This window comes from Paenibacillus sp. FSL W7-1088 (genome assembly GCF_037969855.1).
Taxonomy (GTDB): Bacteria; Bacillota; Bacilli; order Paenibacillales; family Paenibacillaceae; genus Paenibacillus.
Genome location: NZ_CP150216.1, coordinates 2,637,542 through 2,653,128, shown reverse-complemented (window position 1 = coordinate 2,653,128; position 15,587 = coordinate 2,637,542). Strand labels below are relative to the sequence as shown.

Annotated in this window: 11 protein-coding genes; all 11 read right to left on the bottom strand. The window is 46.5% G+C overall.

What is annotated here, in order from left to right:
* Positions 1–13: 13 nt before the first annotated feature.
* The 11 genes from infB to MKY42_RS12155 all read right to left on the bottom strand — a co-directional run bounded on the left by infB (position 14) and on the right by MKY42_RS12155 (position 15,535).
* Complete coding sequence (gene infB / locus MKY42_RS12205) at positions 14–2,596, bottom strand: translation initiation factor IF-2 (RefSeq protein ID WP_090896024.1); 2,583 nt, start codon at positions 2,594–2,596, stop codon at positions 14–16.
* Entirely contained in the window at positions 2,589–2,918 is a 330-nt protein-coding gene (locus MKY42_RS12200; RefSeq protein ID WP_090896021.1) for a YlxQ family RNA-binding protein, read from the bottom strand. The genes infB and MKY42_RS12200 overlap by 8 nt, the downstream gene beginning before the upstream one ends.
* The gene (locus MKY42_RS12195; RefSeq protein ID WP_053783828.1) at positions 2,908–3,216 is read right to left on the bottom strand and encodes a YlxR family protein; all 309 of its coding nucleotides are present in this window, start codon (positions 3,214–3,216) and stop codon (positions 2,908–2,910) included. Before MKY42_RS12195 ends, MKY42_RS12200 begins: the two co-directional genes overlap by 11 nt.
* A 26-nt stretch (positions 3,217–3,242) precedes the next feature.
* The gene (gene nusA / locus MKY42_RS12190) at positions 3,243–4,340 is read right to left on the bottom strand and encodes a transcription termination factor NusA (RefSeq protein WP_062326087.1); all 1,098 of its coding nucleotides are present in this window, start codon (positions 4,338–4,340) and stop codon (positions 3,243–3,245) included.
* Positions 4,341–4,463: 123 nt separating this feature from the next.
* Positions 4,464–4,925 (bottom strand): ribosome maturation factor RimP, encoded by a 462-nt coding sequence (rimP, locus tag MKY42_RS12185; RefSeq protein ID WP_024630253.1) that lies wholly within the window; start codon positions 4,923–4,925, stop codon positions 4,464–4,466.
* Between the two features lie 259 nt (positions 4,926–5,184).
* Entirely contained in the window at positions 5,185–9,504 is a 4,320-nt protein-coding gene (locus MKY42_RS12180) for a PolC-type DNA polymerase III (RefSeq protein ID WP_179265156.1), read from the bottom strand.
* Positions 9,505–9,847: 343 nt separating this feature from the next.
* On the bottom strand, positions 9,848–11,302 hold the full coding sequence (gene proS / locus MKY42_RS12175; RefSeq protein ID WP_090896017.1) for a proline--tRNA ligase: 1,455 nt from the start codon (positions 11,300–11,302) through the stop codon (positions 9,848–9,850).
* A 62-nt stretch (positions 11,303–11,364) separates the two neighbouring features.
* Positions 11,365–12,636 (bottom strand): RIP metalloprotease RseP, encoded by a 1,272-nt coding sequence (rseP, locus tag MKY42_RS12170; protein WP_076289526.1) that lies wholly within the window; start codon positions 12,634–12,636, stop codon positions 11,365–11,367.
* Positions 12,637–12,749: 113 nt separating this feature from the next.
* Entirely contained in the window at positions 12,750–13,889 is a 1,140-nt protein-coding gene (locus MKY42_RS12165; protein ID WP_090896015.1) for a 1-deoxy-D-xylulose-5-phosphate reductoisomerase, read from the bottom strand.
* A 67-nt stretch (positions 13,890–13,956) separates the two neighbouring features.
* Entirely contained in the window at positions 13,957–14,751 is a 795-nt protein-coding gene (locus MKY42_RS12160) for a phosphatidate cytidylyltransferase (protein ID WP_090896013.1), read from the bottom strand.
* A 16-nt stretch (positions 14,752–14,767) separates the two neighbouring features.
* Entirely contained in the window at positions 14,768–15,535 is a 768-nt protein-coding gene (locus MKY42_RS12155) for an isoprenyl transferase (protein WP_063566384.1), read from the bottom strand.
* Positions 15,536–15,587: the final 52 nt, after the last annotated feature.

The following is a 15,587-nucleotide window of genomic DNA, read 5'->3' as shown; positions in this document are numbered from 1 at the left end:
CATGCTTCCTTGCTTATCGTTGTACTGTCTCCATAATGAAGGCTTCGATAACGTCGCCTTCTTTGAGATCATTGTATTTATCCAGCGTGATACCACACTCATAGCCTTGAGCTACTTCTTTGGCATCATCTTTGTAACGTTTCAGGGAATCCAGCTTGCCTTCGTAAAGGACGATTCCATCACGAATCAGGCGTGCTTCCGCGGAACGCGTAATTTTACCAGAGGTAACCATACATCCAGCAATGGTGCCGACTTTACTGATGGAGAACGTGCTACGAACTTCAGCATGACCGATTACTTTTTCTTTGTAAATCGGATCAAGCATACCTTTCATCGCTTGTTCAATTTCTTCGATAACGCTGTAGATCACGCGATGCAGACGAATGTCTACTTGCTCTTGATCTGCCGTCGCTTTCGCCTGATTATCAGGACGAACGTTGAAACCAATCACGATGGCATTGGATGCTGCAGCCAAAATGATGTCGGACTCTGTGATCGCACCAGCGCCGCTATGAATGATTTTCACGCGTACACCTTCAACTTCGATCTTCGCAAGGGAACCTTTCAATGCTTCAACCGAACCTTGTACGTCACCTTTGATGATAACGTTCAGGTCTTTGATTTCACCGTCTTTGATGTGTTGGAACAGATCGTCCAATGTCACACGTGTGTTTGTACCCAGATCGGATTCACGTTGTGTAATGGCACGTTTGTCGGCGATAGAACGCGCTTTACGCTCATCCTCGAACACCATGAATGGATCTCCCGCACCTGGAACTTCAGTCAGACCGGTAATTTCTACAGGTGTTGAAGGTCCAGCTTCTTTTAAACGGCGACCTTTGTCATTCACCATCGCACGTACGCGACCGAAACAGTTACCTGCAACAAAAGCATCTCCGACTTTCAGTGTACCGTGCTGTACAAGAATACGGGCAACTGGGCCACGTCCTTTATCCAGCTCGGCTTCGATCACTGTACCACGGGCACGTTTGTCCGGGTTCGCTTTGTACTCGTTCACTTCTGCAACGAGCAGGATCATTTCAAGCAGACCTTCCAGACCAATTCTTTGTTTCGCCGAAACGTTAACAAAGATGGTGTCGCCGCCCCACTCTTCCGGAACGAGTTCATAGTTGGTCAATTCTTGTTTTACTTTATCTGCATCTGCACCCGGCTTATCAATTTTGTTGACAGCTACGATAATTGGCAGTCCAGCCGCTTTGGCATGGTTAATCGCCTCAACGGTTTGTGGCATAACACCGTCATCTGCAGCTACAACAATAATGGTAATATCCGTAACCTGTGCTCCACGTGCACGCATAGCGGTAAACGCTTCGTGACCCGGTGTATCCAGGAACGTAATTTTTTTGTTGTTAATTTCAACTTGATAAGCACCGATATGCTGCGTGATACCGCCTGCTTCTCCGCCCGTTACATTCGTTGAACGAATCGCATCAAGCAATGTTGTTTTACCATGGTCAACGTGACCCATGATCGTAACTACCGGTGGACGAGATTGCAAATCTGCAGGATCATCATTCTCTTCCAGAGTTTCGAAGCGGTCATCTTCAAGGACAATTTTCACTTCAACCTCAACACCGAACTCTCCAGCAAGCAGCAGGATTGTTTCGATATCAAGCTCTTGGTTAATCGTTGCCATAACACCCATTGCGATGAGTTTTTTGATAACTTCGGAAGCATCTTTATGAAGCAGCTTCGCTGTTTCACCAACAGTCATATCACCACGTACGATGATTTTCTTAGGTGTGTTATCGATTTTCTCACGTTGTTGATACTGTTGTTGATTTCTGTTGCGATTGTTCTTGCCACCACGATTACCGCGGAAGTTGCCGCCACGGTTGTCGTCATAACGACGTCCACCGCCACCGCTGTTCGAACGATTGCCGCTATTGTTGTTATTGCCGGAATTACCTTGACCGCCTCTGCGTTGGCCTTGTCCTGAGCTCTGTCCTTGGCCACCAGTACGGTTGCCGCCAGTGCCCGTGTTGCCACCGCTGTTCGGTCCTGCGCTTCTTGTTTGACCGCCACCAGTGTTCGATGGACGTTGACCCGTACTTTGAGGACGGGATGCTGTACTGCTTTGTCCACCTTGAGCTGGTCTTGGACGATTACTGGATTGTCCTCCTTGGCTTGAGCCTTGGGAAGAGTTTGTTCTGTTGCGGCTGTCTTGGCCGCTAGGTCTTTGGGAGCCATTGTTATTGTTGGAATTTGGTCTATTGTTCATACCTACCTGCTTTTCCTGTTGTATTTTTGTTTGTACGGGACTACCGGATGGTTTGCTGCTATTCGGCGTGTTCACTCCGCCGGCCGGCTTGTTGCTGTCCACTGTTTTGTCACTGCGCACTGACGAAGTAGCAACGGATTTTGCTTCGTTGCTTTGTTTGGAAGCGGCAGTGGATTTTATATCTTTAAAAAATTGTTCCACCTTACCGACTGAACCATTCTCCATGACACTCATATGATTGTTTACGGGAATATCCAGCTTTTTAAGAATGGTTATAATTTCTTTACTACTCATATTAAGGGACTTCGCATATTCATAAACTCGCAATTTATCCTTGTTTTCCTGTTTACTCAATATACTCCACCTCCGACATTATACCGACTTGCTTGGAGATCATTTTTGCAAACCCTCGATCCGTTACTGCAAGAACAACCCGCGTTTCTTTACCGATACTTGAGCCCAGACTATCCCGGTCAAATCCGATCACCAGTGGAACGTTATATGTCCCACATTTGTCGCGAAATTTCTTTTGTGTATTGGCCGAGGCGTCACCCGCAACAATAACCATTTTAGCTTCGGAAGAACGGATCGCTTTAAGTACAATTTCTTCACCTGTTACAAGTTTGCCTGCACGCATGGAGAGTCCCAGATAAGACAATGTTTTATTATTCATCATGTTCACGCTCCTGTGCTGCGATGAATTCGTCCTCTACCGCAACGAAATCAGCTGCCAATTGCTCATAAATTTCCGGTGAAACTTTGCCCTTCAGCGCCCGATCCAAAGACCGGTTTTTGAGTGCGAGCTTAAAACAGGACTCTTTGCCGCATAAATAAGCACCACGTCCGGATTTTTTGCCAGTCAAATCGATCAGCACTTCATCCTCTGGCGTTTTAACGATACGGATCAGCTGCTTTTTGGGCATCATTTCCTGACACGCCACACATTTGCGCAGCGGTACTTTTTTTGTTTTCATACGTTATCGCCCCCCCGTGCTTTACTTTAGTCGACGGAGACGGAATCTTGGTGCATTTCCGAAGAAGAATCTTTCTCTCTGCCGAATTCCTGTTCCGCCTGGCTCTCGCTCTTAATGTCGATTTTCCAGCCGGTCAGTTTGGCTGCCAATCGGGCATTTTGGCCTTTGATCCCAATGGCGAGGGACAGCTGATAGTCAGGAACAATAACCCGAGCCATCTTTTCTTCCTCGAATACTTGAACTTCCAATACTTTGGAAGGACTAAGTGCATTAGCCACATATTCGTCTACCTGGTCGGAGAAACGAACGATGTCAATTTTTTCACCGCGCAGCTCACCCACAATGGTCTGCACGCGCATTCCCTTCGGACCTACACATGATCCAACCGGATCAACTTCCTCATTGCGGGAATGAACAGCAATCTTGGAGCGGAAGCCCGCTTCACGGGCGACGGAGCGAATCTCGACCACACCGTCAAAAATTTCAGGTACTTCCAGTTCAAAGAGACGTTTCAACAAGCCCGGATGGGTACGGGACAAAATGATTTGCGGCCCTTTGGTCGTATTCTCGACCTTGGTGATGTACGCTTTAATACGGTCACCATGAACAAACTTCTCGTTCGGCATCAATTCGGTCAGCGGTAAGGCCGCTTCGATTTTGCCCAGATCGATGTAGATATTGCGCAAATCCTGACGCTGCACCACTCCCGTAACGATATCTTCTTCCTTATCAACGAAAGCGTTGTAGATCAGGCCGCGTTCGGCTTCACGAATCCGCTGGGTCACTACCTGTTTGGCAGTCTGTGCGGCGATACGTCCGAAATCACGCGGCGTAACTTCAATCTCCGCAATATCTTCCAGCTGGAAGTGTGGGTTGATCTCTCGTGCAGCAGGCAATGAAATTTCGGTACGTGAATCCAGAACTTCTTCTACGATCAATTTGCGGGCGTATACCCGGATAACACCCGTATTACGGTTCATGTCAACACGCACATTCTGGGCGGTGTTGAAATTACGCTTGTAGCTGGAGATGAGTGCTGCCTCGATCGCTTCAAACAGCACATCCTTGCTGATCCCTTTTTCCCGCTCCAATTCATTCATTGCTTCAATAAAATCCATACTCATGAATGTTGATCCCCCTTTCAAACATGGCATCTCATACGTAAAACGGCGAAAGGCTCTAAACTCATGAGCACCTTGCCGTTATCGTGAGATGTGTCTTTTTTCATTAATAAGTGAACAAGGCACTTAAAACAGAATGGCCAGGCGCGCACTCGCAACCTTGTCATAAAGAATGGCATGCTGTTTCTTGCCTGCTTCGATCACAAGTTCCCCGTTATCAAAGGAAAGCAGCTTGCCTTCAAATTCCTTTATACCATTTACCGGCTCGTAGGTTGTAACAAATACATTTTTGCCTACGGATTTGGCAACGTCCTCCGGTTTCTTCAGTGGACGCTCCGCACCGGGAGAAGACACTTCAAGGAAATAGATGGTTGGAATCGGATCGTTCTCATCCAGCTTGGCGCTTAGCTTTTCGCTGATCAAGACACAATCGTCGATGTCGATGCCACCCTCTTTGTCGACATACACCCGTAAAAACCAGTTGCTGCCTTCTTTGACGTATTCGATGTCAACCAGCTCGAAGCCTTGTTCGTTCAAGTAGGGTTGGATCATTTCTTCCACGGTAGATTTAATGTTCGTTGTGCTCAAAACCGATAACCTCCAACTTAGGTTACACCAGCAAATATGGACTGGCAATTTCTTCATTACCCAAGATTCTTGTATACCAAAGACTAAAGAGTGGGTTTCCCCACTCTTTAGAAATTCGTACTATCTCGTTCACTTCAAAAATTATAACATAGTCTGGTAATAGTGACAAGTAAGCGATCACTCTGTCATTTTAACCACTAATGAAGAAAAATTTACGTAATCACATCACAGACCATAATTAGATACGCAAAATGCCATTTTAGAACAAGGATAATTGATTGCTTTCCGGCAAACCACGGAAGCATCCCATACCCGTTAGCAGCTCAACAATTGTTTTACTTGCTTTGGACTTCTGCTGGAAATCTTCAATCGACAGAAACTCTCCATGCTCTCTTGCCGCAGCGATATTGCGTGCAGCATTATCCCCGATTCCGCCCAATGCCGAGAACGGAGGAATAAGTGAATTTCCGTCAACGATAAACTTCGTCGCTTCCGAACGATACAGATCAATCGGTTTGAGCGAGAATCCGCGAGCTGCCATTTCCAATGCCATCTCAAGGACAGGCAGCATGTTCTTCTCTTTTGGCGGTGCCTGGAAACCTAATTGTTCAATCTCTACAATCTTCCGATAGATGGGCTCATAGCCCTGACATACCAGTTCAATGTCAAACTCATCCGCACGAACTGTGAAGTATGTCGCATAGTATTCAATGGGGTGATACAGCTTAAAGAAAGCTGTACGCACTGCCGAGATAACGTAAGCGGCCGCGTGGGCCTTCGGAAACATGTACTGGATTTTAAGACAGGAATCAATGTACCATTGCGGCACCTTGCAATTTTTCATCTCATCAATCCATTCTTGCGGCAAACCACGTCCCTTACGCACACTCTCCGTAATTTTAAAGGCAAGACTCGCGTCCATGCCCGCCTTATAGATCAGGAACAACATGATATCATCCCGGCAACCAATCACCGTTTTGATGTTACATGTTCCATTTTTGATTAGATCTTGTGCGTTACCAAGCCATACCCCCGTACCATGAGACAATCCGGAGATCTGGAGTAGATCGGCAAAAGAGGAAGGCTGGGATTCGACAAGCATCTGACGTACAAACTTCGTCCCCATCTCCGGTACACCAAAAGTGGCAACTGGTGAACGAATCTGCTCTGGTGTAACACCCAGTGCCTCCGTCGAGTTGAACATGCTCATGACCTTAGGATCATTCATCGGAATAGTTGTAGGATCGACACCCGTCAAATCCTGCAGCATCCGCATCATGGTTGGATCATCGTGCCCCAGAATATCGAGTTTTAGCAAGTTCTCTTCGAAGGCGTGGTAGTCAAAGTGTGTGGTTTTCCACTCCGCATTAACATCATCCGCCGGGAATTGAACAGGCGTTACATCTTCCACTTCAATGTAATCCGGTACAACGACAATACCACCGGGATGCTGTCCTGTGCTACGTTTTACCCCGGTACAACCGGAAGCCAAACGGTTCAGCTCAGCGCCGCGCCATTTCTTATGATGTTCTTCCTCGTATTTCTTGGCAAAACCAAACGCCGTTTTCTCAGCGACTGTACCAATTGTGCCCGCACGGAACACACTCTTTTCGCTGAAAAGCACCTTGGTATAGTTATGGGCATGCGGTTGATAATCACCTGAGAAGTTCAAGTCAATATCGGGAACCTTGTCCCCTTTAAAACCAAGGAAAGTCTCAAACGGAATATCCTGTCCTTCGCCTTTTAATCGGCCTCCACAATTAGGGCATTCTTTCTCAGGAAGGTCAAATCCACTTGGCACACTGCCGTCGAGGAACCACTCACTGTGTTTACACTCCGGATTCACACAAATATAGTGTGCTGGCAATGGATTAACCTCGGAAATCCCCAGGAAAGTAGCAACTACAGACGAACCAACCGATCCCCGGGAGCCGACAAGGTAGCCGTCTTGATTCGATTTTTTAACCAAACGTTCCGAGATCAGATAGTTGGCAGAGAAACCGTATTTGATGATTGGATTCAATTCTTTCTCCAGTCGTGCCACAATGACTTCCGGTAGTTCCTCACCATAAATTGATTTGGCGGTATTATAGCAGGTATTACGAATTTCATCGTCTGCACCTTCCAGAATCGGAGTAAACAGCTTGTCCGGGAACAGCTTGATTTCCTCGAATCGATCCGCCAATTCAACCGTATTCGTAACGACGACTTCGTAGGCTTTATCTTGGCCCAGGTACTGGAACTCTTCCAGCATTTCATCCGTCGTTCTTAGGTGAGCATCCGGTTTACGTTGATCCTTGAGCGGGCTGAAGCCTGTAATTCCGTGAATGGTGATATCCCGATATAGCTTGTCGCGCGGCTCCAGATAATGCACGTTACCTGTGGCTATGACTGGTTTCCCCAATTTTTGACCAATATCGACTACTTTACGAACCGCGAGCTTCAATTCCTCTGGTGTAGCCACCAGCCCTTTGTCCACCAAATGCATGTACATGGTGAGAGGCTGGATTTCCAAAATGTCATAGAAATGCGCGATCTCTTCCGCCTCTTCAAGTGATTTGTTCAGCACTGCCTCGAAAAACTCACCTTTTTCACAACCGGATAAAATAATGAGACCTTCACGCAAATTGATCAGCTTCGATTTTGGAATACATGGAACCCGCTTGAAATGCTCCGTATGAGAAAGAGATACCAGTTTATAAAGGTTCTTTTTGCCGACATCATTCAAAGCATAGATTCCGCAATGGAATGGACGCGTATTCGAGAGATCAACTCCGACATAATCGTTAAGCCGATCAAGCATGGTCAAGCCTTTCATCTGGGCAGCATCATTAACCAATCCATTCAGTATTCCTGCGAGCGCAATCGTATCATCAATCGCCCGGTGATGACTTTCCAGTGCTACTTTATATTTATCTGCCAGCGTATTCAGACGGTGATTCTTCATTTTTGGATATAGGAGTCGTGCAAGTTCCAACGTATCCAGAACGGGATTCGGAAGCTCAGGCATGCCAAGCTTTTTCAATGAAGCCTGAATAAAGCCCATATCGAATCTTGCATTATGCGCAACCAATACGCCATCTCCGGCAAACTCTACAAAATCACGAATAACCGGTTCTAGCTCAGGTGCATCCTTCACCATTTCATCGTTAATGTTAGTCAGCTGCTGAATGTTGTATGGGATGCGCTCATGTGGATTTACAAACGTAGCAAAGCGGTCAATTTCTTTACCGTCCACTACCTTCACTGCCGCAATCTCGATGATTTTGTTCTGGGTTACAGACAAACCTGTGGTCTCAATATCAAACACGATATAGGTCGCTGATTTGAGTTCCAACGGCTGTGGTGCCATAACTACAGCAACCGAATCGTTTACCACATTGGCCTCAAGGCCGTAGATCATTTTAATTCCGTTTTTCTTGGCCGCTTTGGACGCCTCCGGATACACCTGCACACCGCCATGATCACTTACGGCGATTGCCTTGTGTCCCCATTCCGCTGCAGTTTTCACGTATTTGTCGATTGAAGTTACGGCATCCATTGTACTCATGGTAGAGTGCAGATGGAACTCAACCCGTTTCTCAGCTGCATTATCCTTACGGGATGGCGGTGCCTTTACTTCCATCAAATCCGAAGGAATCATGGCCAGTTCTGGAATTTGCATAAACCGGTCGTATTCTACACGGCCACGGACTTTTACCCATTTTCCATTAGCCAGCAAGCTGAGGATTTTGACATCCTCTTTTGTTTTGGCAAACATCTTCATTTGCATGGAATCTGTGAAATCCGTCAGATAAAAAGTAAACAAGGTATTCCCGTTCCGCAATTCCTTGCGATCCAGACCGAAGATTGTTCCCTGCAACGTAACCTTTTTCTCTTCATCTTGAATTTCCTGCATAGGTACAGCCGGTTCCTTGATCTCATATCCCATTTGTAAGCGAACATCGCCTTGTTCTTCCTCTTCAGGCATTTCCGAGTCGACTTCACTCATCATCTGCTCAATAACTTGAAGCTCCTCTTCCCGCTTCTTGAGCTGAAATTGTTCCATCGCCTCTTTATTGCTTTCAACCTCACCAACCAACAATTTGACCCGTATAGGCAGTTGAAAATATTTATCATAAAAAGTGGTTATAGCCTGGTCAATCTGCTTCTTCTTCGCAAGCTCCATCGACATGGCATCACTCATGGTCAATTGCAGCAGATCTGCTTCACATTCAAACTTGGTACGATTCATCCAACCATTAACAGATGGGATCTCCCGTGTAACCCATTCAAGGAACAGGTTCCAATATTCACTGACAATATCACCAATCGCGACCTGCTCACTATATTTGAATCCAAACGTAATCTTGGAAATATGATTCATTTTCTCCTGGATATGCAGGCAAAATGTACGATAGATTGGAGCAGGTACCAAGGTATCCTTCGCAATCACAATCGTCCAGTCGCGGTTGCTACGGCTTGTCTCCACCCGTTCAATCCATCCATCCAAAAAGTAGGGCTCCATCAGGCCAGCCGGAAGCTCCGTCTGTTTCATCAACAACTCAAACCGTTTTCTCTTCTCCTCGAATCCACTCATCGTGTTCCTCCTTGTACCCCCTTAAAACAGGAAAAGCCTCTGCATTCAAAAATGTCCCCGATCCGAACCCGCACCGACTCATTTTATCCGACAGAAGCTCTCCATTCCTTACCCTTACGGTGAATAAGTGCTGTTATATAAATTGAACAAAAGAATATTTACATTTACCACTCCGATAACAGAACAACCTTCCGATCGCTGTTATCCCCAGATTTTTTGATTCCCTATTACAAAGGGGAAAATCCGGGGATAAAGGCGAACGCTCCGCTTCTTCAGGTTATTTCTATTCTCTACGTTCTCATGTAAATGTTTAGTTCAATATATATAGTCAGGTTATCCTGACTTAGTACGCTCTTGCAAACACTACCGTGTGTTTCGCTTGTTCACCACAAGCCAGGCACGTATGCTTTTCTTCCGCAGGCTGGAACGGAATGTTTCGGCTTGTTGCACCTGTTACTTCTCTTACTTTATCTTCGCAAGCTTCAGAACCACACCATCCAGCCAGTGTGAACCCGCGTTTGTTCTCCATTAGTTCTTTCATCTCATCAAGCGTATCTACAGAGTAGAAGTTGTCCGACATAAACGTGCGAGCACGTTGCAGCATATCGGCTTGCACTTGAGTCAGCATCGTCTGGATTTCTTCCACCAGATTTGCTTGTTCAACAACTTTCTTCTCTCCAGTAATCCGGGAAACGAGAACACACACACCGTTCTCCATATCACGCGGACCAATTTCGAGACGAATTGGAACACCACGCATCTCGTATTCATTGAATTTCCAGCCTGGACGAACATCACTGCGATCATCCATTTTCACACGAATTCCCGCTTGTTTCAGTTCAGCGAACAACTCGTCCGCACGGCCTACAACGGCATCACGTGTTTTTGGCGGTCCAATTGGAATCATAACCACTTGTGTTGGTGCAACTTTAGGAGGAAGAACCAGACCACGGTCATCCCCGTGAACCATGATTAACGCACCGATTAGACGTGTGCTTACCCCCCATGAAGTGGTGTAAGCCAGCTCCAGCACATTATTCCGGCTAAGATACTGAATTTCAAATGCTTTTGCAAAGTTCGTTCCCATGTAGTGTGATGTTCCTGCTTGTACAGCACGTCCATCCTTCATCATGGCTTCGATCGAGTACGTATCCACCGCACCCGCAAACTTCTCGGATTTGGTTTTCTGACCCACAATTACCGGAATAGCCAAATACTCTTCAACCACTTCACGATAAATCTGAAGCATTTTCATCGTTTCTTCACGTGCTTCTTCTTCGGTCTCATGCGCAGTGTGACCTTCCTGCCACAGGAACTCACTTGTGCGAAGGAAAGGCAACGTTCTTTTTTCCCAACGGACTACGTTAGCCCACTGGTTGATCAATACCGGAAGATCCCGATAAGACTGAATCCACTTGGAATACATGTGACCAATAATCGTTTCGGATGTAGGACGGATTGCCAGACGTTCTTCCAGCTTCTCTCCCCCAGCTTCCGTAACCCAAGGCAATTCGGGATTGAAGCCTTCAACATGTTCTTTTTCTTTTTGGAAAAAGCTCTCGGGAATGAACATCGGGAAGTAAGCATTGCGATGGCCCGTTTCACGGAAACGACGATCCAACTCATCCTTAATATGTTCCCAGATCTCAAATCCGTCTGGTTTGAAAACAATACAACCGCGTACGGGTGCATAGTCCATGAGATCAGCTTTTTTAATAACATCAATGTACCAGCGTGAGAAATCCTCGCCCTGAGGTGTAATTTCAGTCACGAACTGTTTATCATTTTCCTTTGACATAAGACTCCAGCGTCCTCCCATTACGACTATCTCTGAATAAACAGAGCGTAGTCAAACCATAATTATCCGTTAATTAATCGTAATATATCATTATATGTTACTGCCAGCATCAGTACAAACAACATCGCAAAGCCGACAAAATGAACCATGCCTTCCCGGTTGGGGTCAACAGGTCTGCCTCGCAGCGCCTCAATCCCCAGGAAAACCAAACGGCTACCGTCAAGCGCAGGGATAGGCAACAGGTTGAAGATACCGAGATAAAGGCTCAAAATGGCAGCCCATCTGGTTAATTGCTCAATCCCCTGTTTTGCAATCTGGCCCGTAACCTCAAACGTACGCACCGGACCACCGATATCGTCCATGTTAAATTGATTAATGAGATGTCTGAATCCTTCAAAAATCACTCTGGTCGTATCCACCATGGCTACTCCGGACACTTTAAATGTTTCCACGAATCCAACAGAACGAGTTGGCAGGGTAGGTACAATACCCACTTTGCCGCCTTCCTGGCCTTCTACCGCGCGAGGTGTGATCGTAATATTAAACGTTTCATTCCCCCGGCGCAGTGTCCATTCCATTGGTTTGTCTTTGGAATCGGCAATCATGCTCACCATTTTTTGCGAATCCGTACCAATAGCAGTACCATTGATCGTCTCAATGATATCTCCCTTTTGCAAATTTGCCTGGTAGGCAGCTCCACCTTCAAGCACTTCACCAATCTCCAGATTTTTCGGATTCTCAACTGGAACCCCAGCCATCTGTGCATAGACTGCAAATAAAACAAAGGCCAGGATGAAATTCATGAGTGGACCGGCAAAAATCGCCATTGCCCGCTGACCTACCGTTTTACTGCCAAATTGGCGATCTTTCGGTGCAATCTGCGTTTGTTTTCCACGGCTCACGAGCATCGCTTGCGGATGTATCCGGTACTGCTGAATTTCGCCATCCACATCAAGTTGCAATTTCAATGCATTCTCCATATCAATGGAGATGACTTCACCACGAATGACATTTTTTCGATTATCCAATTGATCGAGGTAGATCATTTTGACTTGGTCATCCGCTGATCTTACTGCAATGGTCTGACCTTCTTGAATCTCTACTAGTTCCGGGTCTTCCCCTGCCATACGTGCATATCCGCCAAAAGGCAGCAAACGCAGTGTGAACTGGGTCTCGTTTCTTTTATATGAGAACAATTTGGGACCAAAACCGATCGCAAATTCCCGTACAAGAATACCGGCACGTTTGGCAAAATAATAATGTCCCCATTCATGAACCGTCACGATGACAAAGAACATGAGCACCGTTAGAAATACCACTTGTATGGTTTCCAATCCCTATCCATCCTCCTTCACGGCACGAACCGCAGTCTGTCCCTTTAGATTATCATTATTCTCTGATGCCGCACAAGAGAATCACTTCTTCCATTTTATCTTGAAAAAAGAGATTACAGACTGAACGCAAGTTGACGGCTTTCCTGATCACATCTTGCGATTTCCTCCAGATCAGGCTCGTCCACATTGCGGTGCGCATCCAGCACAGAAGCAATAATATCCTCTATTTTAAGGAACGAAATCTCTTTACGCAAGAAACGTGCTACGGCAACCTCATTGGCTGCATTAAACGCCGTTGTTGCGGTTCCCCCCATTTTACCACACTCGTATGCCATTCTTAAACAAGGGAACCGTTCCATATCCATCTCACGGAAATGCAGCTTGCCCGCTTGTGCTAGGGATAGACGTTGTGCAGGTGATGGCAAGCGGTCTGGATAGGTCAATGCGTACTGAATCGGAACGCGCATGTCCGGATTGCCAAGCTGTGCAATAATGCTCGTATCATTGAACTCCACGTAGGAATGAATGATGCTCTCCGGGTGAAGCAGCACATCAATCTGATCATAACTTAGACCAAAAAGCCAATGCGCTTCAATAACTTCCAGACCTTTATTTACCATCGTCGCCGAGTCTATCGTGATCTTCGAGCCCATGGACCAATTCGGATGTTTGAGCGCATCTTCTACGGTAACTTCCTTCAGCTGTTCACGAGTCAAATCACGGAATGATCCTCCAGAGGCAGTTAGCGTAATTCCCATCACACGTTCACGGGGTTCTCCATTCAAGCATTGGAAGATAGCTGAGTGCTCACTATCCACAGGCAGAATCGGTACCCCTTTCGCAACTGCTCTGGCAGTAACAATGTGTCCCGCTGTAATTAGCGTCTCCTTGTTAGCCAGCCCGATCTGTTTGCCTGCATCAATAGCAGCCAGGGTCGACTCAAGCCCAACACTTCCCATTACGGCAGTAACAACCGTATCTGCATCCGTGCCGGCAGCGACTTCCACCAGTCCTTCTTTGCCATAAAAAAGCTGCGTTTCGGCAGGCAAGTGCGGAGCTACGGTCTCTGCTAACTCTTTTGAGCCAACCGATACCTTTTTTGGGCGATAACGCTTCGCTTGCTCTATCAGCAGTTCTATATTGCCCCCAGCAGCAAGTCCCTCTACTTGAAAGCGTTCGGGATGCATATCGACTACATCCAGTGTCTGGGTTCCAATGGAACCGGTTGACCCGAGAATCGCAATTTTTTTCATGCTGCACCTCATCTTTATTTATCCAATGCCTATGACAAATCGTTCGTCATGTGGCTTGTGCTCATTTTTAATAGGGCAGAAGCATTAGTATATGTACGAATGGAAAAACGACAATCCAGCTGTCGCACCGATCCAGAATACCACCATGCCCCGGGAGCAAATTACCGGAATCTTTGATGTTATACACACGTTTGTAAGCAGATTGAATCAAATCTCCCATCTGTCCTACAACCGCACATGCAACCCCAATCCAGATCGCTCTTTGCCAAGACAACAAGCCGTCTGACACCCATGCAAAAACAACAGAAGTGACTACTGCGATTATAATACCACCCAGCGCACCCTCCACCGTTTTGTTAGGACTGATCGAAGGCCAAAGTTTGTTCTTCCCGATAAGTTTCCCTACAAAATAGGCACCTGCATCACTTGCCCATATGGAGCCCAGAAGCAGGAACGTCCAGAACAGCCCATGATGCAAGTGTCTGGATTCCGCGATGTAATAAAAACCGATTCCAATATACATTACTCCCAGAAAGAGCATGGCGACTGTATTCACAGGAATCTTGTTTTTAGTTACAACAGACGCCGTCATTAATACAAGCATCACAAGCCAGCCAATCTGGAATAACGTTAGCGGCCTGGCTTCCCATACCATTTCCCAAGGAAACACAATTGCAAAGATACCTGCATAACCGATTAGGGCTACACCTGAAAAAGGCTGTACCCCGGTCATTTTCACAAATTCATAATAACCGATGAGAGCCATAAGCAATACCAAACCATGGTACCAGGGTCCGCCCAGCATGCAAAAACCCAAAAACAACACACCTGCTATGATTCCTGTCGTTAATCGCTGTTTCAACGGCTTCATCCTCCATCTATTTCAAACCGCCGTAACGCCTTGTTCTGCGCTGATATTCGGCTACTGCTTCAAGCAAATGCTTTTTGCCAAATTCGGGCCAGTATATATCCGTAAACCATAATTCGCTATATGCAAGCTGCCAAAGCATGAAATTGCTTAATCTCAACTCTCCGCTCGTCCGGATCAGCAAATCCGGATCAGGCATATCTCCAGTGAGCATATGTCTGTCAATGAGTTCAGGCGTAATGTCGTCTGCCGATAATTCCCCCGACTTTACCTGCAGAGCGATCTGTTTGACACAGTCTGTCATTTCGCGACGACTTCCGTAGTTCATTGCAAAATTCAAAACAAGTCCTGTGTTATGTTCCGTAAGACGAATAGCTTCACGCAAAGCATTAATGGTATGGGAAGGCAAGTGCTCCTCCTGGCCCATCATACGGATGCGTACATTTTTTTCTATAAGCTCATCCAGCTCTATCGCCAAAAATTCTTGCGGAAGCCGCATCAGAAAATCCACTTCTTCTTTTGGACGCGTCCAGTTTTCTGTCGAAAAAGCGTACATCGTCAGATATTTGATGCCCAGTTCATCCGCCGCGATGGTCGCACGTTTGACCGCCTTCATCCCATTCTGGTGGCCAGCTATTCGTGGGAGACCCAAACGTTTCGCCCATCGTCCATTGCCGTCCATAATGATGGCGACGTGCTGCGGGATATTATCCTCGGATATAGTCAGCGTTTCCTGCTTGTCAGCCCCATTCCACCACGACCGAACCCGTTTGATCATTCCTGTTCCTCCAAAATCCCTGAAGTTTCTTCACCTGAAGCTTGGAAAAAGA

Excerpts from the sequence above, each read along its gene's own strand:
- MKY42_RS12200 (WP_090896021.1), bottom strand. The coding sequence starts at position 2,918 with ATGATGAATAATAAAACATTGTCTTATCTGGGACTCTCCATGCGTGCA.
- MKY42_RS12165 (WP_090896015.1), bottom strand. The coding sequence starts at position 13,889 with ATGAAAAAAATTGCGATTCTCGGGTCAACCGGTTCCATTGGAACCCAG.
- proS (WP_090896017.1), bottom strand. The coding sequence starts at position 11,302 with ATGTCAAAGGAAAATGATAAACAGTTCGTGACTGAAATTACACCTCAG.
- MKY42_RS12180 (WP_179265156.1), bottom strand. The coding sequence starts at position 9,504 with ATGAGTGGATTCGAGGAGAAGAGAAAACGGTTTGAGTTGTTGATGAAA.
- nusA (WP_062326087.1), bottom strand. The coding sequence starts at position 4,340 with ATGAGTATGGATTTTATTGAAGCAATGAATGAATTGGAGCGGGAAAAA.
- MKY42_RS12155 (WP_063566384.1), bottom strand. The coding sequence starts at position 15,535 with ATGATCAAACGGGTTCGGTCGTGGTGGAATGGGGCTGACAAGCAGGAA.
- MKY42_RS12195 (WP_053783828.1), bottom strand. The coding sequence starts at position 3,216 with ATGAAAACAAAAAAAGTACCGCTGCGCAAATGTGTGGCGTGTCAGGAA.